Annotated in this window: 21 protein-coding genes and 1 tRNA gene; 15 read left to right on the plus strand and 7 right to left on the minus strand. The window is 64.2% G+C overall.

The genetic code is table 11. The features are described from left to right. Nucleotides 1-104: 104 nt before the first annotated feature. Nucleotides 105-2861, minus strand: coding sequence for a COR domain-containing protein (locus AAGI46_01550; protein ID MEM1010886.1), 2757 nt, complete (start codon nucleotides 2859-2861; stop codon nucleotides 105-107). A gap of 353 nt (nucleotides 2862-3214) precedes the next feature. Between AAGI46_01550 and AAGI46_01555 the strand changes: the two genes are divergently transcribed. Further along, complete coding sequence (locus AAGI46_01555) at nucleotides 3215-4069, plus strand: hypothetical protein (protein ID MEM1010887.1); 855 nt, start codon at nucleotides 3215-3217, stop codon at nucleotides 4067-4069. Between the two features lie 190 nt (nucleotides 4070-4259). Here AAGI46_01555 and AAGI46_01560 read toward each other — a convergent pair whose 3' ends face one another. Continuing rightward, the gene (locus tag AAGI46_01560; GenBank protein MEM1010888.1) at nucleotides 4260-5102 is read right to left on the minus strand and encodes a hypothetical protein; all 843 of its coding nucleotides are present in this window, start codon (nucleotides 5100-5102) and stop codon (nucleotides 4260-4262) included. A gap of 408 nt (nucleotides 5103-5510) precedes the next feature. Here AAGI46_01560 and AAGI46_01565 point away from each other — a divergent pair, with 408 nt between their 5' ends. From AAGI46_01565 to AAGI46_01610, 10 genes are all read left to right on the plus strand, one after another. Further along, a complete protein-coding gene (locus AAGI46_01565; GenBank protein ID MEM1010889.1) occupies nucleotides 5511-6248 on the plus strand; it encodes a YebC/PmpR family DNA-binding transcriptional regulator in 738 nt (245 codons plus the stop codon). 60 nt (nucleotides 6249-6308) lie between these two features. Next, nucleotides 6309-7424: a glycosyltransferase family 9 protein gene (locus tag AAGI46_01570; protein ID MEM1010890.1), complete on the plus strand. Its 1116-nt coding sequence runs from the start codon at nucleotides 6309-6311 to the stop codon at nucleotides 7422-7424. A 1-nt stretch (nucleotide 7425) separates the two neighbouring features. After that, nucleotides 7426-7953 (plus strand): PTS sugar transporter subunit IIA, encoded by a 528-nt coding sequence (locus AAGI46_01575; GenBank protein MEM1010891.1) that lies wholly within the window; start codon nucleotides 7426-7428, stop codon nucleotides 7951-7953. A gap of 26 nt (nucleotides 7954-7979) precedes the next feature. Further along, complete coding sequence (locus AAGI46_01580; GenBank protein ID MEM1010892.1) at nucleotides 7980-9647, plus strand: glycosyl hydrolase; 1668 nt, start codon at nucleotides 7980-7982, stop codon at nucleotides 9645-9647. An 18-nt stretch (nucleotides 9648-9665) separates the two neighbouring features. Further along, nucleotides 9666-9739: transfer RNA gene (locus AAGI46_01585), tRNA-Pro, on the plus strand. A gap of 17 nt (nucleotides 9740-9756) precedes the next feature. Further along, a complete protein-coding gene (locus AAGI46_01590; protein ID MEM1010893.1) occupies nucleotides 9757-10683 on the plus strand; it encodes an inositol monophosphatase family protein in 927 nt (308 codons plus the stop codon). A 144-nt stretch (nucleotides 10684-10827) separates the two neighbouring features. Beyond that, on the plus strand, nucleotides 10828-11577 hold the full coding sequence (locus AAGI46_01595) for an SDR family oxidoreductase (protein ID MEM1010894.1): 750 nt from the start codon (nucleotides 10828-10830) through the stop codon (nucleotides 11575-11577). Nucleotides 11578-11614: 37 nt separating this feature from the next. Next, on the plus strand, nucleotides 11615-12529 hold the full coding sequence (locus AAGI46_01600) for a nucleoside hydrolase (GenBank protein ID MEM1010895.1): 915 nt from the start codon (nucleotides 11615-11617) through the stop codon (nucleotides 12527-12529). A 61-nt stretch (nucleotides 12530-12590) separates the two neighbouring features. Next, the gene (locus tag AAGI46_01605) at nucleotides 12591-14648 is read left to right on the plus strand and encodes an ABC transporter permease subunit (protein MEM1010896.1); all 2058 of its coding nucleotides are present in this window, start codon (nucleotides 12591-12593) and stop codon (nucleotides 14646-14648) included. Nucleotides 14649-14702: 54 nt separating this feature from the next. Next, the gene (locus AAGI46_01610) at nucleotides 14703-15989 is read left to right on the plus strand and encodes a Glu/Leu/Phe/Val dehydrogenase (GenBank protein ID MEM1010897.1); all 1287 of its coding nucleotides are present in this window, start codon (nucleotides 14703-14705) and stop codon (nucleotides 15987-15989) included. A 12-nt stretch (nucleotides 15990-16001) separates the two neighbouring features. Here AAGI46_01610 and AAGI46_01615 read toward each other — a convergent pair whose 3' ends face one another. The 3 genes from AAGI46_01615 to rplU are packed head-to-tail and all read right to left on the minus strand — an operon-like array spanning nucleotide 16002 to nucleotide 18443. Then, nucleotides 16002-16874 (minus strand): hypothetical protein, encoded by an 873-nt coding sequence (locus AAGI46_01615; GenBank protein MEM1010898.1) that lies wholly within the window; start codon nucleotides 16872-16874, stop codon nucleotides 16002-16004. A gap of 10 nt (nucleotides 16875-16884) precedes the next feature. Beyond that, nucleotides 16885-18108 carry a hydrolase gene (locus tag AAGI46_01620; GenBank protein ID MEM1010899.1) on the minus strand — a complete coding sequence of 408 codons (1224 nt, stop codon included), beginning with the start codon at nucleotides 18106-18108 and terminating at the stop codon, nucleotides 16885-16887. Between the two features lie 8 nt (nucleotides 18109-18116). Further along, on the minus strand, nucleotides 18117-18443 hold the full coding sequence (rplU, locus tag AAGI46_01625) for a 50S ribosomal protein L21 (GenBank protein MEM1010900.1): 327 nt from the start codon (nucleotides 18441-18443) through the stop codon (nucleotides 18117-18119). Between the two features lie 121 nt (nucleotides 18444-18564). Between rplU and AAGI46_01630 the strand changes: the two genes are divergently transcribed. After that, on the plus strand, nucleotides 18565-18954 hold the full coding sequence (locus AAGI46_01630; GenBank protein MEM1010901.1) for an acyl carrier protein: 390 nt from the start codon (nucleotides 18565-18567) through the stop codon (nucleotides 18952-18954). 12 nt (nucleotides 18955-18966) lie between these two features. Here AAGI46_01630 and AAGI46_01635 read toward each other — a convergent pair whose 3' ends face one another. Further along, a complete protein-coding gene (locus tag AAGI46_01635; GenBank protein ID MEM1010902.1) occupies nucleotides 18967-19704 on the minus strand; it encodes a sugar phosphate isomerase/epimerase in 738 nt (245 codons plus the stop codon). 24 nt (nucleotides 19705-19728) lie between these two features. After that, nucleotides 19729-20490 carry a helix-turn-helix transcriptional regulator gene (locus AAGI46_01640; protein MEM1010903.1) on the minus strand — a complete coding sequence of 254 codons (762 nt, stop codon included), beginning with the start codon at nucleotides 20488-20490 and terminating at the stop codon, nucleotides 19729-19731. A 308-nt stretch (nucleotides 20491-20798) separates the two neighbouring features. Between AAGI46_01640 and AAGI46_01645 the strand changes: the two genes are divergently transcribed. The 3 genes from AAGI46_01645 to AAGI46_01655 all read left to right on the plus strand — a co-directional run. After that, nucleotides 20799-21695, plus strand: coding sequence for a prepilin-type N-terminal cleavage/methylation domain-containing protein (locus tag AAGI46_01645; protein ID MEM1010904.1), 897 nt, complete (start codon nucleotides 20799-20801; stop codon nucleotides 21693-21695). A gap of 84 nt (nucleotides 21696-21779) precedes the next feature. Beyond that, nucleotides 21780-22484 (plus strand): PEP-CTERM sorting domain-containing protein, encoded by a 705-nt coding sequence (locus AAGI46_01650; protein ID MEM1010905.1) that lies wholly within the window; start codon nucleotides 21780-21782, stop codon nucleotides 22482-22484. 76 nt (nucleotides 22485-22560) lie between these two features. Then, the coding region (locus tag AAGI46_01655) for a hypothetical protein (protein ID MEM1010906.1) at nucleotides 22561-23060 on the plus strand (500 nt) is incomplete at its 3' end.

Genomic DNA, 23060 nt, shown 5'->3' on the forward strand with positions numbered 1-23060 from the left:
AGAGGCCGGCAACCATTCGCGATCGCCCCGGTCACGCGAGGTCCCTCGGCTGCGCTCGGGATGACGGAGTGGGCTTCTGAGACACCCACTCAGCGGCGCAGGGCTCACTCCGCCTTTTCGACGTCCTTCTCGATCGAGAAGTCGGGGAAGAGCACCTTTCCGAGTTGTCCGATCGTGCCCACGATGTTGCCGGTGAAATCCTTCGCCCATTTCGAGGCGTCGAGCAGACCCTTGGCGGAAACGGAGTACCAGCGACGGCTCGGCTCTTGCTTCGTCGCATGTTTGACGACCTTTTCGTAGAGATCGGTCGCCTCCTCCTGCTCGTCCTCGGACAAGTAGGTGAGCAGCGACTTCACATCCTTGTCCAACTGTTCCAGCAGGTCTTTCCGCTCGCCAGCCTGCTGTTGCTGGATCATGTTCGTGCAGTTTTCGAGGCTGTGCCCGACTTGCGAGTTGATCACGTCACCTGTCTTGACTGGTTGAAAGTCTCTCATCTTGTCTCCTTTCACGAGGTCACCCATCACGGTCACGTTCATCGCCTGACGACGCTCCTCTTCGCGTTCGGCCATCGCAGTACCGCGAATGCACCCGAGCGCCTCGGCGATGTCGACTTCGATCAGGTCGCTCTGCTTGGCATCCGCTGGGAAAAGGTGCTTTCGAATCCCTCTGTCTTCAAGTGTGCGGAGAAACTTGTAGCTAAGAAACGGTGCTTCTGGATGTTCCGGCACCGGGATCAACTCTTCGACCGCGTCGAGCCCCGTGACGGCCTCATGGAGCTCCTCGAACTTGAACCGCACGCGGTCGAGGGCGTCGCGTCGCTGACTTCCACGACCACCGACAACGGAAATTTCGACCTTCCGAAGTCGCTTGTCCCCAATGACGCGGACGCGGCAGTCGCCGATCTCCAGCACACACCCTTTCCGCCAGGGCGGCGGCGCTTTGCTGTGCAGGTTGTGCGTTCGGGCGATAAAGGTCGGAATGAGCCCGGGCGGAAGGACGGGGTAGCGGTACAAGAACGGCAGCGAGTCGCCCGGCCAATCCATCTTCGGCTCTCGGTCTTCCAGGAGCAGTGGGATGAACATCTTGCCTTCCCCGGTGTCATAGAGCTGCGAAAAGCGTCGCATCACCTTCTCGACGAGGCGGTGACTCCCGACCGGGTGATTCAGTTCCTTACTGATACGAGCAAAGTCGGCTTCGCGGACGAGTCCCCCGCGCTTCTTGAGCGTCTCGTCACCCAGAACTCGATAGACAGCCTCGGTCACCCACTCCGGATTGAGAATCGCCGTCTGACGGAGCGTCGGATCGTCGTCTTCCTCGTTGTCTGGAAAGTAGCGGACCGTTCCTAGCTTGTCCCACGTGTTGAGGAGTCCGGTTTGCAGTCTGCTGTTCGTCACGTCGGTGTCGCCGCAGAGCTGCGTGTATTCCTCGAGGGTCAGGGTTGGACGATCCAGTTCCTCCAGCTTCGCCTTGAGCTTCATCACGTCCGGGTGCATTTCCTGTCTGGCGTCGGGCAGCTTCCACACCTCGGCCAAAAGGGTCTTGCGTAGCTCGTCGATCCCGAAACCGGCACCTTTGCCCTTGTTGGGCCCGTCCTTAGCGTCCTGGCATTGCGTGCGAATGAACCCACGGAGCATCGGGTGAAACTTGCGGATCAGCTCGTCCTCGCTCGGCCCGCCGGTGGGGTTCTCGTCGTGCTTGTTGATGACAATCCAGACGGGTGAACCATCGCCGAACGTTTTTGCCGTTTCCAGCCACTCCTCGAGGTCCGCATCCACACGCGTGTCTTTCCGGGCCGTCGTAACCAGGACATACACGGCCCCCTTCGTCAAGAAAAAGCGGTGCGTCGCCTTGTAGATTTCCTGTCCGCCGAAATCCCAGAGGTTAAGGCGGAACGGCTCACCATCGTCCGCCAACTCGCCGTCCCGGGTCGTCAGCGGCAGCACCTCCTGCGTGATGCCGTCGGTTTGCTCGAAGTTGGGCGTCGGCGTTCCATGTTTGAGGGCATGGATGAGGCTCGACTTGCCGGACTCCGGCTGACCGAGGAAGAGCACTTTGGCTTCGTTGAGCGGCTGGACTTCACCCCGAGACCGAGCTTCTTGTAACGACAGCGCGTAAGCGATGATTTCGGATGGCGGTGCGGCTTCCTTACGTTTGAGAACAATTTCCATCCATGTCGGTCCGAGCACTTCCGTGGGCAGAGAAAACGCAGGGTTTGCGTGTACACAGAACTCCGCTAGTCGCTTGAGAGTTCGTAACCCTTCGGGCAGAGACGTGAGATTGTTGTTCTCGAGGACCAGCTCCCGCAACGCCTTGAGCTGCCCAATCTCAGTCGGCAGCGACGTGAGCTGGTTGCCGTTGAGGTACAGCTTCTCCAACGACTTGAGCTGCCCAATCTCAGACGGCAGCGACGTGAGCTGATTTTCGCTGACAGCCAGCCCGACCATCGCCGTGAGCTGCCCAATCTCCGACGGCAGCGACGTAAGCTGGTTGATGTGGAGATACAGCTTATCCAACGCCTTGAGCCGCCCAATCTCCGACGGCAGCGACTTGAGCTGGTTGTTTCCGAGGTTTAGCTCGTGCAACGCCGCGAGCTGCCCAATCTCAGACGGCAGTGAGACCAGCTGGTTGCTTTGGAGGTTCAGTTCCTCCAATGCCTTGAGCTGCCCAATCTCCGATGGCAGCGACGTGAGCTCGTTCGAGTAAATTACGAGCACCTGCAACGCCGTAAGCTGCCAAATCTCCGGCGGCAGCGACGTCAAACCAAGACCACCGAGATTCAGCTCGCGCGATCGCTTCGCGGCTGCTTTGCGAATGCGGGCCTTGGCTTCTTCATATCCGGTTCGTCCCTCACCCTTGCTCATGGTCGGCGGCAACGTATCAGATAGCTGCGGGCGACTCGAACTCTAGGGCGAAGTTCGCTTAACTCGGTGCATGTCAGACGGCGCTTGGCGGGCTCCGTCTGGAGTCGCGTCATTCGCGTCCTGCGTGGTAAGCGGCTCAGACACAGATGAGAGCAGACCCTTGAGCTTAGTCAACGACGCGTCGACCCTTCAGGACGCACTCCTCGCGGCTGGGTCCGCGACGTTCTCATTCCGGTTCGCCTAGATCTCATATGACTGTGGAGTGGTCTCCGTTGCGTTGTGGCCGGGTGGCGGCCCGAGCAGCGTTGTGAGGTGGTTTTTATTAGCAGGTGTTAGAACACGCGGGAGAATCGGTGATTCGTCTTGAGTGCTCCACCCGCGTGGCCGACATCTGGGGCAGCCCGGCGTCGGACGGCGTGTTCGGCGGGGCAGCGGTGTCAGGCACCGCGAATCACTTCCTCGAAGGAGCGATGACGGTTATGAACATCTACTACCCGACGGAGACGGACGCGACGTTGCTCGCGTGGATCAAGGCGACCAACGCACGGCTGGCAACCCACGCCGAGCTGTACCCGATTACGACTCAGCAAGTCGGCAATCTGGCGTCGGCCGGGGCGCAGTTCGAAATGACGATGGACAAGATTGCGGATCCGCAGTTCCGCAGTCCGCCGTTTGTTGCAGCCAAGCGGGCTGCCGCGGAAAACCTGCGCCGTATCGCAGGACCGATCGTGTCGCAGTTGCGTCGCGACGTGAGTCTGTCGGATCAGCTGAAGCTGGATCTTGGGATCAAGCCGATCGACAAGACGCCGACGCCTGCGCCGACGCCGTCGGAGTCGCCGGTGTTGTCGCTGAAGGCCGCATCGTCGACGGAAATCGGCTTCACCGCCGCCAGCCAGAGCGACGAGACGCGTCGGGCCAAGCCGGCGGGTGTGAAGTCGATCGCAGTGGCGACGTTCGTGGGGGACGAGCCGCCGACGTCGATGGATCAGTGGAACCAGGCGATGCTCTTCGGGCGGACGCGTGGGACGATCACGATGAGCGGCATCATCGAGCCGACAAAGGTGTGGGTGACGGCGTGGTACGTCAACACCCGCAACGTCACCGGCCCGGCCTCGGTGCCGACGAGCGTGCGCCTGCTGGGCACGGGATCGCCTGTGCCGAACCAGGAGCAGACCAGCGGCGAGGAGCCGATGAAGATCGCTGCTTGACGGAGCCGCGGATTCCGTTGGCTTCTAACGCAAAGACGCAAAGTGGGCAAAGGCCGAGCAAAGGTCAGAAAGAGGGTTGGGCCTGATCGTCTGACCCTTCTCTCTTCTTTGCTCGGTCTTTGCCTCTTTGCGTCTTTGCGTTTCAGCCAGCGCGCTCCGCGACCAACGAACGGTTATCACCCTCGCTGGATCAGCGTCGGCGGCGGAGGGCGGCGACGCTGGTCAGGGCGAGGACGGCGGCGGAGGTGGGTTCGGGGATTGGGATGAACGCTGCGCCGGAGAAGATTTCGTTGGTGGTGAAGGCGCTCGGGAAGGCGGTGTAGGTGCCGCCGGTGAGGTCGTACTCGTAGAAGTTGCCGCCCTGGTCGGTGACGAGCCAGAGGGAGCCGTCGCCGTAGGCCAGGCCGTCGATGTCGGTCTCGCCGGCCGGGTAGGAGGCGATGCCCGTGACGACGCCGGTGTCGGGGTCGATGCTGTAGAGGCCCTGTCCGACAGAGCCGGCGACGCTGTCGCTGGTGCCGTAGAGCAGGCCGTCGACGGGATTGAAGGCGAGTCCGCCGAAGTCGTAGAGGTTGCCGGGGTCGCTGAGGTCGACGACGATCTTGGATAAGCCGGTGGCCGGATCGATCGAGTAGATGCCCTCGGGCGACGCGCTAGTGGTGGTGCCAGACGTGTCGGAGCCGTACAGGACGCCGGCGACGGGGTCGAAGGCGAGGCCTACGAAGATCTGGGTGGTGACGCCCTGGTCTGGGCTGAACGCGCCGATGGCGGTGCGTGTGCCGTCGAGGGCGTAGGTCGCGTAGGCGGTGCCTTCGGCGGCGTGGAGGACGCTGCCGTCCCAGGTCAGGCCCCAGATGTCGGCCCCGGTGAAGAGCGCGTCGTAGCTGCCGCTGCCGGGGTTGTCATCGATGAAGACGGGGACCGTCGTGTCGTCGACGCCGACGACAAGGCCGGTGCTCGGAACCTGAGCCAGAGCGGTCGCGCTCATGGCCAACGAAGCCGCAACGGCGGCTGAAAGCGTGCTGCTGTGCATGGTGTCTCTCTCTTCTCAGTAATGGCTTCGGACGTAGCGACGAGGGAACACACAACCCCTCAGAGGCGATGGCGCGAAGCACAGATGGATCTCAACTCTCCCGGTATCTCTTCCCTTGGTGGTGTGGTGTGCCACCGAGCGACGGCTGATCTCGGGAAGCTAGCAAAATGGGGTGTCGATGCAAGCGGAACCGACGCCCGTTCGGCAGCGAGGTGATCGTGGCGTGATCGAGCCGCGGGGAGGGGTGGGTCCGTTGGCTTTGAAACGCAAAGACGCAAAGAGGCGAAGGGCCGCAAAGGACAGAGAGGGAGCAGAGGCGTCCGCTTCGCAACGCTTTCTCTCTTCTTTGCGTTTCTTTGCGCCCTTTACGTCTTTGCGTTGAGCACTCGGCCGCCCCTATCTTCAGCCATGGCCGGTCACTCCAAATGGGCGAACATCAAGCACAAGAAGGCGGCGATCGACAAGAAGCGGGCCAAGGTTTGGGGCAAGATCGCCAAGAAGCTCATGGTCGCGGCCAAGTCGGGGTCAGACCCGCGTGACAATCTCAGCCTGCGCTATGTAATCGACGAGGCCAAAGCGGCGAACATGCCCAAGAACACGATCGAGAATGCCGTGGCCAAGGGGGCCGGCGAGCTCGGGGCGGAGAACTACGAGGAAGTCGTCTACGAGGGATACGGCCCGGCCGGCGTGGCGGTGCTGGTCGAGGTGTTGACCGACAATCGGGCTAGAACGGCGCCGGAGCTGCGGAACGTCTTCAGCAAGGCCGGGGGATCGCTCGGGACCAGCGGCAGCGTCGCGTATCAGTTCGAGAAGCAAGGCATCTTCGCCGTTCCGGCCGAGGGCGTGGACGAGGAGAAGCTGATGGAAGTCGCCCTGGAGGCGGGGGCGAGCGATGTCTCGGCCGAGGACGGCCTGTTCGTCGTGCTGTCGCCGATGACGGAATACGCGCAGGTGAAGGATGCCCTGGACGCGGCCGAGATCGGCGTCGAAAGCAGCGAGCTGGCCAACGTCGCCCAGAACACGATCGACCTGGATGAGGAGGGTGGCCGGAAGGTCATGAACCTCATCGAGGCGCTCGAAGACAACGAGGACGTCCAGACCGTCAGCCACAACGCCGGCCTGCCCGAGAGCCTGCTGGCCGAGTAGCAGCATCGCCGTCGGAATGACGTATCGACGGCTTCAGGATCATCGGCGAAGCTTGCGGTCGTGCGAGAGGATTCTCGGCCGAGCCGCGTCCTGCTGTGCCTCCGCTGGGGCATCGGCGACGTCGTCATGGCAACGCCGAGCTATCGCGCGCTGCGACAGCGGTTCCCGAGTGCGCAGATCGTCGTCCTCGGTGCGAAGCCTGCCACCGACTTCTTCGATGCGGACGATGTCGCGGACGACGTGCACGCCGTGCAGGACTTCGGCGTCGCGCACTGGGGCGATCGTTCGGCAGAGGCGAGTCGACGACTGACCGAGTGGTTCGACGGCCGCCCTTCGTTCGACTGGATCGTCGACGCCCTGCACGCAGCGCCGGCAGTCCAGGACGTCCTGCGCGAGCAGTCCGGCAACTGGCTCGACGGGCACCAGCCGACGCAGCACCGCCTGACGCGCGAGGGCATCGGGCTGACAGAAGCTGTCAACCGCGCGGCCGAGGTCGGCTGGGGCTTTCCCGTCGCCTCGCCGGGCAAACCTCGCGTGAGCGTCCGACGCGAGGACGACGTCTGGGCGGACGAGCAGGTGCAGACCACGCCCGGCTCGATGACGGCCGTCGCGCCGGTCGCGTCGATGCACCTCAAACGCTGGCCCGCCGAACGCTTTGCGGCGGTGTGCGATGACCTGCTGCACGACGGGCCCGTGCTGCTCTTCGTTGGGCCCGAGCGGGATGTCGCCGACGAGGTGCTGTCACACATGCGTTCGCCCGAGCGTGTCCGGATCGTCGGCCCGGAGCACCTCCTGCGTCAGGCCGCCCTGCTGAGACGCTGCGATCGGTTTCTGGGCAACGACACGGGCCTCATGCACATGGCCGCGGCGATGGGCGTGGCGACGGTCGGTCTCTTCGGCCCGACGAGTCGACGCATCGTCCTCCCGCGGCACGCCCCGTCGATTGGACTGGGCGACGCGCGAGACTGCCCGCACTTCAACGACCAGCAACTCGACATGCCCGCCTGCTGGGCGGCGGGTCACTGTCTGCACAGTGAGCCACGGAGCTGCATCGACCGCATTTCCGTCGATGACGCGCAATCGAGCCTGAGACGCGTCGGCGGGGACGTGCGACTCCCTGTTCAGGTCACCGGCAGCGGCAGCCAGAGCGTTGTCGGCCAACACCCGCCGGCATAGCGTGCCATCGCCGCACGCCGACCGAGGCGGCGGGGCTCTGCCCTTCCCTTCCACCGCCACCTTCCGCATGCGACTGACCGACATCCTGAAGCCGGAGAACGTCAAGCTTCCCGTCGAGGCAACCGACAAGGCCGGCGTGATCGACGAACTCGTCGACCACCTCCAAGCCAACGGCGATCTCGAGGACGTCGAGAAGGTCCGCACGAGCGTCCTGGAGCGCGAACGGACCCGCACCACCGGCATCGGTGACGGCCTTGCCATTCCTCACGGCAAGACCACGGGCGTCGCGTCGCTCGTTACCGCCTTCGGTCGCTGCAAGGAACCGGTCGACTTCGAAGCCATCGACGGCCGACCCGTTGAGCTCGTCTGGCTGCTGGCCAGCCCGACGGACAAGACCGTCCCGCACATCAACGCCCTGGCCCGGATCAGCAAGATCATCGCCAAGGCCGACGTTCGCAAAAAGCTTCTGGCTGCCGAGACGCCCCGCGCGATTTACGACATCGTCGCTGAGGAAGACGAGAAGCTTTAAGCCGTCCGCGTCGTACGCTTGTTCACATGTATTCCGACGTCGGTTTCGAGCCACGCAACGTCGGCGACGTCGACGTCGTCTATCACGAGGGAAAGTTCCACCTCTTCCACCTCGTTCTCCCGAACCACGATTACATCGCCCACGCCGTCAGCGATGATGGCCTCAACTGGCGCCGCGTCGAAAACGCGCTGTTCATCGGCAACCCGGGCTCTTGGGATGACGACGCGCTTTGGACCATGAACGTCAGCGGCGACCCGGACAAGCCGGGCTGCTGGCGCATGTTCTACACAGGGCTGAGTCGCCGTGAGCGCGGACGCGTGCAACGCATCGGGTTGGCCGTCAGCGATGACTTGATCCACTGGAAAAAGGTCAACGACGGCGTCTACCCGATCGACGTCGCCCGCGGCGGGGAGACGTTTTACGAGAGCTCGCTCCACGAAGGGCGCAAGTGGGTCAGCTTCCGTGACCCGCTCTTCTTCTGCGACGGCGGCAAGCGGTGGCTGCTCGTCAGTGGACGCGTGAAGCACGGCCCGGTGATTCGGCGTGGCTGCGTATCGCTCGTTGAGGAAGTCGAGCGCGACAAGTGGGAGTTCCGCCCGCCGCTCTACCACCCGCGGCGATACGACGATGTCGAAGTGCCGGGCCTCTTCAAGCTCGGCGGCAACTACTTCCTGCTCGGCAGCATTCGCGAAGACGTCAAGGTGCGCTACTGGTACAGCGAGACTCTGCAGGGCCCGTGGCGGAACTACTTCGACAACGTCCTCCTGCCGCAGGGCAACTACGCCGCCCGAACGTGCGTGTATCCGCTCGAAGCCCAGGAGGTTGACGACGACGGCCGGCTGCGGGGCGAATCGCCGAGCACGAACGACGTGTGCGACCTCGACGGCTGCGGCAGGCTGGTCTTCAACTTCTACTTCACCGGCTCTAGCCCCGCGGCCAGCAAGTGGGGTCAGGCCCGCAACCTCATGCCGCCGCCGAAGCGGCTCGTTACCCACGAGGACGGCCGGCTTCTGCTCAAGAGCTTCGACGGCTTCGACAGAGCCGTGCGCCGGCAGCTGCACGCGTCCGACCTCGGTCCTCTCCGTCCGATCTCCGGCAACCCGGACAGTCGCGTCGGCTCCAACGAGATCGACTGCTGGTTTGGCAGCGATGCGGGCTTTGAGACCTTTTTGCTCCAGGGCGCGCACCGCGACTTCCGTCTCCGGGGCAAGCTCAGCCTCGAAGGCCGTGGCAAGTGCGGCTTCGTCTTCCGCTTCGACGAGCCGACCACTAGCGGCTACTACCTCTCACTCGACCTCCAAAAGGGTCTTGCTCAGCTTCGGTCCTGGAAGAGCAACTACCACGAAACGCCCGGCATGACCGACGCCGGCCCCGGGACCGAACCCGGCGTCGGACACGCAGGCCCGGCCGTCAGCCTCGACGAAGGCCTCGGCGAGAACGCGTTCAACTTCCGCGCGATTCAGTCGGGCAACTTCCTCACCAACCGCACCGGTCCGTGGGACTTCGAGCTGCTGGCTTACGGCAAGTATCTTGAGTTCAGCGTCGACGGCTACGTTCGGCTGTCACTCGTCGACGACACCTTCCGTGACGGCCGGCTCGGCTTCTACGCCGAGACCGCGCAGATCCGCGTCGAGCACTTGGAACTCGACCACCTCTACCCGCCCCACGACGAAGCCGCGGCCCTCACGCCGTGACGCCTAGCGTGAAACCGCCGGGGCGTAGCTCAGCTTGGCAGAGCGCCTGCTTTGGGAGCAGGAGGTCGCACGTTCAAATCGTGTCGCCCCGATTCAATCTCTTTTCACGATGAACAACGATCAACGGCTCGATCTCGCCGTCCAGGCTGTCGTCCGGGCGGCTGAGGTGTGTGAGGCGGTGCGGAAGCAGCTCGTCGCCATTGACAAGCACGACAAGGGAGACCGCTCGCCCGTGACGGTGGCGGACTTTGCGAGCCAGGCGGTCATCGCCCAGGTGCTGGCCGAGGCAGGTCTGCCGATTGTGGCGGAGGAGTCGTTGGCGGAGCTGGACGAAGCGAGCGAAGACCTGCGCACCAAGGCGGCGGAGGCGTCGGGCATGTCGGCAGACGACCTTCGCAAGCACGTCGCGATGGGCGGCGGCGAGCCGACGGGGACCTACTGGGTGCTCGACCCGATCGACGGCACCAAAGGGTTCCTGCGTGGCGGGCAGTACGCGATTGCCCTCGCGCTCGTCGAAGATGGCCGGCCGACGATGGGACTGCTGGGGTGTCCGCGGTGGGACATCGGCAGGCTGTTCGCCGCGGCGGAAGGCGACGCGTGGACCGCGAGCCTCAGCCGGGCGGAGTCACACCAGCCGATCACAGCGGCAGGGACGAACGAGACGATCCGCCTGACCGAGAGTGTCGAGTCGGGCCACGCCGATCACGACCTGTCGACGCGACTGGCCGAGGCGATCGGCGTGACGGAGGAGCCGCTGCGGATGGACAGCCAGGCCAAGTACGCCGCCGTCGCGAGCGGCGAGGCAGACGTCTATCTGCGCGTGTCGCCAGGCAAGACGTATCGCGAGAAGGTGTGGGACCACGCGGCCGGCGTCGCTGTGGTCGAGGCGGCGGGTGGTCGGGTCACGGATGCCACCGGCAAGCCGCTCGACTTCACGGCGGGTCGCAAACTCGACAACAACACCGGCATCGTCGCCACGGGCGGGCCGCAGTCGCTGCACGATCGCGTGGTGGCGGCGTTGAAGTCGTCGATGTAACTGGCGCCGCTTTTTCGTCCATCTTTCCGTCATCCCGAGCGCAGCCGAGGGACCTCGCAGCATTTCTGCACACGCGTCCGGACGAGGTCCTTCGACTCGCTTCGCTCACTCAGGATGACGGTTGCGGTACCTCTAGGCTGAAGCATGAGCAACACATCACGCTGTGCACTCGTCACTGGTGCGAGTTCCGGAATCGGACGATCGACTGCGGTCGCCTTGGCGGAGGCCGGCTACGCGGTGGCGGTCGCCGCGCGGCGACGTGAGCCGTTGGATGAGCTTGTCGCCGAGATCGAATCGAGCGCCGGCAAGGCCGTCGCGATCACGGCCGATCTGACAAAGCCCGACGACATCCGACGGGTCTGGACCGACGCCACTGAGAAGCTCGGCGGGCCGATCGACTGCCTCATTGCCAACGCAGGCCGGGGCCTTCAAGGCGGCGTGACGACGAGCGACGACACACAGTGGCGGCAGATGGTCGAGCTGAACCTGACCGGCACGATGGACCTGATGCGGCTCGCGGCCGAGTCGATGCGCACCGGGACAGGCGTCCGGGACATCGTCGTCATCGGCAGCGTCGTCGGGGTGAACGTGTCGCCCTTCTCGGCGGTTTACGGGGCGACCAAGTTCGCCATCGGAGCCGCAGCCGAGAGTCTGCGGCGCGACATCGGCAAGGAGGGCATCCGCGTGACGGTCATCAAGCCTGGGATCGTCACGACGGAGTTCCAGGAGGTCGCCGGCTACGACGCGGAGACATTCGGCACGGCCGTCGCCAAGTTCGGCCGGCCGCTGTCGGCAGACGACGTCGCCCGAAGCATCCGGTTCGTCGTCGAGCAGCCCGAAGGCGTGCACATAAACGATCTCATGATTCGCCCGACGGGTCAGGACTATCCGTGATTGGATCCATCGCACGGTGCGGTAGGCTGACCGATACATGAGCACTACGCACCGCGTCATCGTCGACACGGACATCGGCGACGACATCGATGATGCCTTCTGCCTCGCGTTCCTGCTGAAAGCGACGGAGCACTTCAGTTCTGTCTTCATCAAGACCTGCTACGGCGACCCCAACCGTCGCCTCCGCCCGGCGCGGGCGATGATGCGAGCCGCCTACGACGCAGGGCTCGCCGGTGACCATCGCAACGTCGGTGTGAGCAGCGGCGTCGACGACTCACTGGAGATGCCGAAGGGCTACGGAAAGATCGGGACCCGCTATCTGTATGGCGACACGCTGCCTGCCGACTTCTACTACCCTTCGACCTTTGGCCTTTATCCAGGAGATCAGATCGATGCCGCTCTGTCGATCGGCCCACTGACCAATCTCGCGTTGTCGATCCGAGAGGATCAGACTGCGATGGCCAAGCTCCGCCACGTCGTCATGGCGGGCGAGTTCGTGAAACCCGGCTTCATCGAGCACAACGTCCGCTGCGACGTCCCCGCCGCGGCAAAGGCGTTCGCGAGTGGCATCGCGATCGAGGTGATCCCGTGGAGCATCGGGCCGATGACGAAGCTCGTCGATTCTGACATCGTCCGCATCATGAAAGCCGGCAGCACCGGCGACGCGATCTGCCGACTGCTGGTCGACTGGCTGATGGAGTTCTGGGGGACGGTGCCGGGCAAGACGAACATGTACGACCCGATGACGGCCGTCGCGCTGCTGCATCCGGAGTGGTTCGAGTGGAAAACTGGCCGAGTCAGCGTCGACACCTCTCGCAGTGACACGCGTGGGCTCACCACGATCGTCGCGGACTCCGAAGGTCCACATCGCATTGCTACCCGCGTCGACGTCGCAAACGCCAAGGGTCTGCTCCTCGACACGTTGTGCTGCAAGGTCGGCGGCTCGGCGTGAAACAGAGGCGGAGGCTCCTGCCGCTTGCGACTCTGTGCCGACCCGCCGATGATGGCAGGACGTGCTGGGCATTCCTCAATACCTCTGGCGGCTCGTCCCGGCCAACCCGATCATGCTCCGCGTCGTCGGCGTCGGGGGCAAACGCACCAAGGACCTCATCGCCCGCTGCGTCTACCTCGGCCTGCTCATCGGCATCGTGCTCATCACGCTCGTCGGTGCCGACGCGGCCGGCGGTGACCTGGATGAGCTGACGGCGATCAGCACCGAGCTGTTCATCGGGATGAGCTACCTGCAGCTCGCACTCGTCGCTCTGCTGGCTCCCATTTTCACGGCCGGGGCGATCACGCAGGAGAAAGATTCGCAGACGTACGACATCCTGCTCAGCACGCCGTTGACGAACGGCCAGATCGTGCTGGGCACGTTGCTCAGCCGGCTGTTTTTCGTCTTCGCCCTGCTCATCAGTGGCATTCCGGTCTTTGGCATCACGCAGATCTTCGGCGGCGTGGGGATCCGCGAAATCCTGCTCGTCACCGGCGTCGCGGCAGTGACGGCATTGCTGACGGGTGCATTCGCCGTGGCGATCGCAACGTTCAAGGTCGGGACGCGGCGGACGATCTTCAGCTTCTACTTCCTGATCGTCGTCTACCTCGTCGGCGGCTGGCTCATCGACGCCGGGGCCGATCCGACCCACCCGATCTTGGCGGACGGCTCGCGAGCCGAAACCGGCTGGTTGACCGCGATCCATCCCTTCCTGGCACTGCGGAGCATCCTCGACCCGGTCGACTATGCCCCGCCGGCCGTCTCGGAGCTGAGCGAAGGACTTCGCGGCTGGCCGTGGTCGTTCTACTTGTCGAAGCCAGCCGCGTTCTTCATGACGGCGGGGACGCTCGTCTCGCTGCTGCTGGTCGTCCCGAGCATCGTCCTCCTGCGACGCATGGCTCAGTCGACGCTCACGCCGGCCGGTTGGATCAACGAAAAGCTGTCGTTCCTGCCCGGCTTCACGCCGCGGGGCGATCGGCCGGCTCGCAGCGTCTGGAACAACCCGATCGCCTGGCGCGAGGCACGTACCAAAGCGTCGGCCGCCAGGTCGGGACTGCTCCGCTACGCGTTCATCCTCCTCGGCGTCGGCGGTGCGGGGGTCGCGGCGTGGCTCTATGCAAACGAGTCCGCCGAGCCGGACACGTACGTGACGGCTGGTTCGATCAATCCCGTCACACGGACGGTCTTCATCCGTGGCCTGGACGGCGGTACCTACGCACTGTCGCCGACCGTGTCGGTCCGCGTGAACGGCGAGGACGTGACGTTCCGAGATGCGGATCGCCGGCTTGCCGTACAGACCCCGTTGGCTCTGGAGGTCCGCAATGGCGCGCCGACGATCACACGACTCAACCTCAGCGACGTCGGACGGCGGCTCGCACCCGAGACTGCGCGAAACGTGCTGCTAGGCCTCGTGCTCTTGGAGGTCGCGACGATTTTGCTCATCGTCACCAACGCCTCGGCCAGCACGGTGACGCGCGAGCGCGAAGACGGCTCGCTCGACCTGCTGCTCAGCACGCCGATCACGAGTCGTTACTACATCTGGGGCAAGCTTCGCGGGCTCGTGAGCTTTGCCTTGCCCTTGATTGTGGTCCCGGTGGCGAGCATCGCGGCGTTTGTCCTTGCCGACCTGTTCGCCGGTGGCACGCGGCCTCTGGTGTTGCCCGAGTCCTTGCTGACGGTTCCGCTATTGCTGGTGGTAATGGTCGCGTTTGCGGCGATTGTCGGCATGAACCTGTCGCTGCGAACGGGATCGACGGTAAAGAGCGTGATGGCGTCGCTGGGCGTGGTGCTGGGCCTGTTCGCCCTGCTCGGCTGGTGCGGCACGGCCATCGCCGCCAGCGGTGAGGGCGTGACGTTGGCGTTCACGGCGTTCAGCCCGCTGTCGGTCATGATGATCCAGATCGACCCGGCCACCTTCGCCGATGACACCGTCCTGGACCCCCAAGACGGCGGCGTGAACCGCGCTGTCCTGACGCTCTTCACGCTCGTCGCCTGCGGTGCCTACGCCGGCGGCGTCTGGACGCTGTACAAGTCGATGGTGAAAAACTTCGACATGACTATCCGTCGCCAACAGCGCTAACCGCCCGAATGTGTGATGGGTGAAGTTTCCGTGCGTCTGTGGTGTAATGCCGCGATGGTCGCCAATACCAACCTGCTTCGGCCTGCGGAAGAGACGCCGACGGCGTTTTGGAAGAACGCCAACCTCTACTTCGATCGCGTGCACACGCGCATGCATCTGGACGACACGTGGCGTCAGGTGCTGTCATCGCCGAAGCGAATCACGACGGTGAGTTGCCCGGTCCACATGGACAGCGGGCAGATTCAGGTGTTCACCGGGTTCCGTGTCCAGCACTCCAACGTGCTCGGTCCGTACAAGGGCGGGCTGCGCATGGCGGCCAACGTCGCGCGGGACGAAGTCATGGCGCTGGCGATGCTGCAGACGTGGAAGAACGCGCTGGTCAACCTGCCGTATGGCGGGGCCAAGGGCGGCATCATCTGCAATCCCAAGAGCCTCAGCCATCGCGAGCGCGAACGCCTTGTCCGTCGCTTCACCTACGAAATCCACGATGTCATCGGCCCGGACAAGGACATCCCGGCACCTGACCTCGGCACGTCCGGCCAGGAGATGGCCTGGATCGTCGACACCTACTCCAGCATCGTCGGCCACCAAGAGCTTGGCGTCGTCACGGGTAAACCCGTCAGCATTGGCGGCTCGTGCGGGCGTGACGAAGCGACCGGTCGAGGCGCGATGAATGTGCTGCGTCGGTACATGCACGCGGCCGAAGACAAAGGACTCGACGGGCTGAAGATCGCGGTCCAGGGCTTCGGGCAAGTCGGATCCGCAGCGGCGAGGCTGCTTGCAGAACGCGGTTGCACCGTCGTCGCCATCAGCGACCAGTTCGGCGGATACCACAATCCGAAGGGCATCGACGTCGAGGCGGCCACGCGGCACTACGCCGAGACCGGCCAGCTCACCGATCTGCCCGACGTCGAGCCGATGACGAACGACGAACTCCTCACGTGCGACTGCGACGTGCTCATCCCGGCAGCAATCGAGAACACCGTCAACGGTCGCATCGCCGACGGGATCAAGGCACGGATCATCGTTGAAGGTGCCAACGGCCCTACGACGCCGAAAGCCGATCGGATTCTGCGTGACAAGGGCGTCGTCATTCTGCCCGACATCCTCGCCAACGCGGGCGGCGTGACGGTCAGTTACTTCGAGTGGGTCCAGGGCCTGGACGCCTATTTCTGGGACCTGAAGCGCGTGCAGGACGAGTTGCAGAAGGTCATGGAGACCGCATTCGATCGCGTGCACGGATTCGTGCTTCAGGAACGGTGCGACTACCGCACTGCGGCTTACACGCTGGCCGTCCGGCGCGTCGCCGAAGCCTGCGAGCTCAAGGGCCTGTTCCCGTAAGCCGCTGCCCGTTCAGTACGCGAAGCTGATTCCGCCGCCGCCCCATATCTGCGTATCGGCGGCGAGGTCATTGTCGATGCCGTCGGTGTAGTAGACCTGCCCGCCGAGCGTCCACTTGCCGTAGCGGCGGCTGATGTTGAGGAGCGTGTTGAGCTCGTAGGCCGCCAGCAGACCGAACTGGTAGTGCTGAAAGCCCGACCCACTTCCACCGAACAGGCCTTCGAGGTTGTCGACGTACGCGACGTGTCCCTCGTACCCGAGCGATAGCGACGACTCGCCGATCCGTTCATTTCGCCGCGCACCGAACTCGACGTACGTGCCCTCAAAGCTGTCATAGTCGTACGCAGCAAACACGTACGGCCCGAACAGCTTGCCCTCGCCGTCGCCCAGCGCAGCGTCGTTGACGTCCAACTCGACGAAGATCTCCGCGGAGTCGAGTTCGTTGCGATCCGGATAGGTGAAGCTCTGATGCGCGACGACGAACTCGAACAGGTCAGTCTCCCAGCTGAAACCGACTGTCGGGCGAATGACCTGGAAGTTGCTCACGTCATCGCCGCCGGCCGTGTTGGTGCGGACCCGGACGAACGGATCGGGCAGTCGACCCAGATCGAAAGCAAGCTCTGCGGTGATTCCGAGATTGGCGGCGTCCTCGTTGGTCACGGCTTCGACGATCTCAAGCCCGCGGAAGACGTAATCGGTCGAGTAGATCGCCGATGCCGCAAAACCCACGGCACCGTCGTTGAAGCCCGTCCCGGGCGTCTGCAGCGGCGGCGGTCCGTAGATCGTCTCAGGCACCTCCGCGAGTGGGCCCTCGGATTCCTGAGCAACGACCAGACTCGCTGAGACAGCGACGGCTGCGAAGAACGTCGACGGGCCGACACGCATCGCGGTCAGGCTAAGGGGCCGGCGATTCACCCGCAAACGACGCGAGCACCAGGGCCGCCAGTCGTGTCCGCTCGACGAGAGACGGCAGCACGACAAACTCCTCGTCCGTGTGCAACCCGCCCCCGCGAACGCCCATCGTGTCGACCGTCGGCAAACCCGCCGCCTGAAGCTTGTTGCCGTCGCAGACGCCGCCCGTATCGCGCCAATGGACTTCAAGATCGAGGTGCGCCCCACAGGTCCGGACCCGCTCGAACAGCCGCGTCGTCTCCGGCGTCATCGGCTTGGGCGGGCTGAAGAAGCTGCCATGCATCGTCGCTTCGATGCCGTCGCGTCGGCCGAGCACGAAAGCGAGGCGTCGCAGGTCATTCTCCATCGCTTCGCGACGCTCTTCGGTCGCGACGCGGACGTTGAATCGAACGATCGCCAGGTCCGCCACACGGTTGACCGGCCCGCCGCCGTCGATTCGGCCGACGTTGACCGTCACGCCGTCCGCCTTGTTGAAGTCGGCCAAGAGCGAAACGACCTCGCCAGCGACGTGCATCGCACTCCGGCCCTGATCGAACTCACGACCGACGTGGGCAGACCGGCCGCGGATGACCAGGTCGAAGCTCCCACTGCCGCCGCGTGCTCCGGCGAGTCGTCCATCTTCCAAAGCCGGTTCGAACACCAGGCCGATCTGGTGCTCGCTTGCGAGCTTGTGAAGCAACGACGTGCTCGACGGCGAGCCGAGCTCCTCGTCCGGATTGAACACGGCTGTCCAGCCAACGCGGCTCGCCATCGGATGCCGCTCGAATGCCCGGAGGGCTTCCGTCAGAACAACCAGCCCGCCTTTCAGGTCCGCCACGCCCGGCCCGACCCAACGGTCGGCAGAGACTTCACGCACGGTCTGAAACGACGAGTCAATGCCGAACACCGTGTCGAGGTGGCCGTTGAGCAAAACGCGGTGCGGCCGATCGGGTCGCTTGCGAACCACGAGCGCCTCAGCGACGGGAATGGACTCCAATTCGCCGTCAGCTTTGACAACCTTGCGGTCGGGCAGCGCCACCAGTTCGACAGTGTCCGCAAGATTGGCGACCGCTTCCGCGACGAGCTCTCGTTGCCGGCAGACGCCTGTGAGGTTCTCACTGCCGCTGTTGTGGTTCGACCACCGCCGCAGGCAATCACGCATCGCCGACTCACGGTCGGCGACACCACCGAGCATGTCACGTGTGTCGGCGTCCAACGCCGGGGGCATCTACGAAGCTAGGCCTTGATGCCGGTGACCTTGACCCGCAAGTACTTCTGGCGGTGCCCGGTCTCGATGTGAACACCCTTGCGACGCTTGACCTTCACGACGCGGAGCTTCTTGCCCTTCACCGGCCCGAGCACGTCGGCCGTAACCGTAGCACCTTCGACCACCGGCGTGCCGATCGTCGGGGCGTCGCCACCTACGAATAGGACGCGGTCGAACGTCACCGTCTCGGGCAGGTTGCTGCCCTCTTCCTCACCCGGCACCACGCGATCGATCTCGAGCACGTCGCCCTCGGCGATCTTGAACTGGCGACCACTATCTTCGATGACGGCGTACATGGGCTCGGCGTTGCAGAAACGGGCGGGACGTTGCGGGCCGCGATGATTCGCCGCCGATATCCGAAGTCAACCGCTCGCCTGAGCCGATGCAAGGGTGTCGGAAGTCCCGACACGACCCGCCATGCCTGCGCTCACGCACGACGACATCTTCGCCAAGGTTCGCGACATCCTCGTCGAGGCGCTCGGCGTCCGGTCGGAGGAGGTGACACCGGATGCGTCCGTTCGCGACGACCTTGGGGCAGAGAGCATCGAGTTCCTCGACATTCAGTTCCGTCTCGAACGCGTTTTCGGGATCAAGATCCCCAAGGGCGACATGATGCCCGAGGACCTCCAGAACAATCCGGACTTCGTCCAGAGCGGCAAGCTGACCGATGCTGGAATCAACGAGCTCAAGAGTCGGCTCCCGCATGCCGACTTCTCCAAGCTCGCGCCTGGCGACGACCTGGAGACGCTAAGCCGGCTCTTCACGACCGAGGCAGTCGTCCGCTACGTCGAGCAGAAGCTCAACTGAGCACCGGCCGCTTCAAAGGACGGACTTCAGGTAGTCGAAGCTCTTCTTCGCCGACGCCATCGGGTCGTCGTTCATCCAGCTGTTGTCCTGTTCGACGACGAGGCACTCCACGCCGCACTGGCTGGCGGTGGCGACGATCTCCTTGACCGGCACTTTGCCGTCGCCCAGCTCGCAGAGGGTCTTCTTCTCGAAGTCGCTGCAGTCCTTCACGTGAATCAGCGGCAGACGACCGCTCAGCCGCTTCATCAGCTGCGTCGGATTCCGACCGGCGACGCTGACCCAGCACGTGTCGAGCTCGGCACCAAGGCCGGTGTCCATGATCAGAAGGTCGTAGCCGGTGTGGTCGCCGTCGACGGTGTCGAATTCCCAGTCGTGGTTGTGGTAGAGCACGCTCAGGCCGTCGAAGTTGGCCACTTTCTCGAGTGTTTTCGCTACCTTTCGGTATCCGTCTGCGGTTCGGTGTTCGTCGGGAAGGTAAGGCTGAATGGCGTGGCGAATGCCGAGATCGCCGAGCATTTTGAGCGTGTCGTTTGCGTCGTCGCCGATCAGGCTGCCCTCGTGGCTTCCGACGACGGTCATCCCGGCGTCGCGTGCCGCTTTCGTGACAGCCTCGGTCGAGTGCCCGCTGAAGGGACCGACTTCGGCATGGGTGTAGCCGACTTCGGCGAGCTTCTTGCACGTGTCACCGAGCTGATCGCCCGTGAGAAGGTCGCGGACGGTGTAGAGCTGCAGGCCTATCGGAAGTGTCATGCGCGACGATAGGCCAAAAACGCATCATCGCCGCCGCCGCTCATCGCTCGGCAGGTGGCCGAAGTGCTTGCGAAACGCGCGTGAGAACGCTTGGTGCGTTGCATAGCCGCAGGCTCGTGCTGCCGCCTTGACCGACTCGCCCTGCCGCAGCATCTCGGCTGCACGCTGGAGCCGATCGCGACGCAAAACCGCCCCGGGCGACTCCTTCCAGGTGCGGGAGACCGTGTCGCTCAGATGTGAACGCGAATAGCCAAGCCGGTCGGCCATCTCCTGGACCGTTCGCGGCGGCTTGTCCAGCACGCGGGAGTGCTTCGGGATCAGGACGGGTGCTGCTCGCCTGTCGGGTAATGGAAGTGCCGGCTTACCTGCTGCGGCTTTCACAGCGCCTGCCGCTTCACGCCAAGCACGTGCTGAAACCGCTGCCTCGCGCCACCAAGCTTGCAAAAACGCGTGCGCTTGACCGCTCCAGTGGAAGGCGTCGCGCTTCGGATCTTCGACGACCTGCTGGACCACGCGCTTCAGCTGCTTGGCCGTCAGGCCCGTCGGTCCGACGTGGTGCACGATGCCGTACGAACCACACACGTGTCGGCAGAGATCATTTGCCGCATCCCCGGTCAGCTGCACCCACGCGTACTCGAGCGGGAGCCGCTTCGGAATGACTCGGACGTTTTTGAGCGGCAACGTCAGGCACAGGATGTCGCCCCGGGTCAACTCGTGCTCGACACCGTCAACACGCAGCAGCAAAGAGCCTCCGAACAGGAGACGAAGCTGCGTCAACGCCTGCATCGCGACCCAATCGAGGTGTTCCGCCGGCTCCGGTTCGGCAAGTACTGCGTGCCCGCACGCGTGAAGGCGATAGTGAGGTGATTCCCAGTCGTCACACTGCAGAAGCCGGGTCCCGGTATCGCGTCGGAGCGCATTTCGGACGCTCTTCGAAATCGAGGCACCTTCACGCGACAAAAGAGCACCCATCTGGACAGTCTAACACTTGTCTGATCCCTCGGCCACGTGCATAGTCCCCGCATCGCAACAGCTGCCGGCGAAACCGGAGGAGGTTTACGCCCGTCAGCTAGTCTCGAACGGAGGACGCAAACGTGATTGAGCTCGTTCAACGCACGCGCACACCCCGCCGCCGCGGCTTCACACTCGTGGAGCTTTTGGTCGTGATCGGGATCATCGCACTGCTCATCAGCATCCTCTTGCCGACGCTTTCGAGTGCCCGGCAGTCAGCAACCGACACGCAGTGCCTGTCGCGCCTCCGGCAGGTCGGCGTCGCACTCAACTTCTACCTCGAAGACAATCGCGGGCAGTTCCCGCTGACGTACATCAGCCACGTCGACGTCGAGAACCTCCAGAACCGGACCATCGTCGACGGCAGTGACGAGCAGTTCTTCTACGAGCGGCCGTGGACGCAGCGTCTGGAGAACTACGTCGGTGGCGACGGCGACACGGTCGGTGACGGCAAGGGCGATACCGACTTCATCTTCGGCTGTCCCGCCGGCGAGAAGCCGGAGACCGAAGCCATCGGCACCTACGGGCTGAACTCCGCGATGCGGCATGTCCAGTGGAACCGCGTCGCCGCACGCGTGAAGGACTCGACCCGAACGATCCTCGTCGCGGACAAGGCTGAAGACCGGATCGAAGTCGTCTCGGCTGCGGTCGTTGACACGAACCAGCCCAACGACGTCGACCCCGAGCTCGGCTATTTCTGGGGCTGGGACGGTGCCCTGGCCAACGGCAGCGGATGGCAGCGCGCCAAGCTTCGTGGGCCTTTCAACTGGCTCCCGACGAAGCTCCCACGACACGGGCGCAATGACAAGAACAACGCCGTCTTTGTCGACGGACACGCGGAGTCACTCCGCCCGTACGACATGCGACTGTTCGGCGGCCACTGGGGCTGGTGGTTGCCCGTCTCCGAGGGCAACGATCCGACCGCTCCCACCGATCTGACTTCCGGCCCCGTGACCTACGGCGACGCGGCCCAGCCGTGACGCAAGCCGGCTCGGACCTGACCAACTGACTCGTCCGCACCGTCTGCGGATCACCCAACCCGCTCCTTAAGGAGGAGAACTCTAATGCTGCACACCCACATCACCACCGTTGTTGCCACTGCTGCTGTCGCAACGTCTGCTTCCGCTTCGATCCTGACCGAGACCTTCGACGGTCCGACCTTGGGCGACACCATCTTCACGGCCGGCGGCTTCGAGGGAAGCAGTGATGGCGGCGTGGCGTTCACTAAGGACATCGCACCGACAGCCGGCGTCGGCGGTTCGGGTGCCTACGAGCTCACGGCCACGATCGACAGCGACGGCCTCGGCGACGACGGCGCGGGCAACTTTTTCTTCTTCGGTGCTGGTCAGGCTTTTGTGCCGCTGAATCTCGCAGGATTCACCCCCAGCGACATCAGCTTCACAGCCGACGTTGCGAACGGGTCGACGAGCTCGGACGGTGGTCCCGTCAAGATCGCGCTCCAAGATGAAACGACGGGCCAGGCCTTCGACTTCGTCAGCACGCCCGTCGGCGACGCGACGCAGTTCAGCACCATTGGCGGTACGCTGGACACCGCAAACATCGCCAATCCCGCCGCCACTCTGAGCGACGGCAACTACTCCATCTTCATCCAGTTCGAGAACGTCTTCCCCGGCAGCGGCTACGACTTCAGCGCCAACGCAGTGAACACGGTCTTCTTCGATAACGTGTCGATCACTGTCATCCCTGAGCCGGCATCTGCGGCCGCGCTAGGTCTGCTCGGCCTGGTCGGTTTGCGGCGTCGCCGTTGAAGATCGATCCCGTGTCTTCCGCGGGTCGCTGCATGCGAAAGCGTGCGGTGGCTCTTTCGCCAGCCGAATCCCGATCATGCGACTCTCGCTTCTCGCCCTGCTCACGCTCGCATCCGGTGCGTCGTCCGAGCCGATCTTCCACGCGGACTTCGAAGAACAGGACCTGTTCACCGCCGACGCGTACGCGTCGAGCAGTGACGGAAACCTGTCGGTCGAGCGCGGCCTACTGAACGGACAAGGCCAGCTGATCGCCACCATCGACGGCGATGGTCTCGAAGGCGACAATCCCTGGTTCGGCGCTGCCAGTCAGTGGTGGGGAGCAATGGATGTCGGTGACGCGACACCTGCGCAGCTCAAACTGACAGCAAGAGTCGCAGTGCCGGAGGGCAGTCCGACTGGCCCCGTCGTCCTGAGCCTCAAAGACGAAGCGACCGGCGCGACTTGGTCGTTCCAAGCCACCGCCACCGACGAGTTTCGAACCATCGGTGGGATGCTCGCCGACGCTGCTGTCGAGAACCCCGCCCCGCTCACGCCGAGCGGCAACTACTCCATTTTCGTCGCATTCGCCGAAGCGAC

It is taken from the genome of Planctomycetota bacterium, assembly GCA_038746835.1.
Classification (GTDB): Bacteria; Planctomycetota; Phycisphaerae; order Tepidisphaerales; family Tepidisphaeraceae; genus JBCDKH01.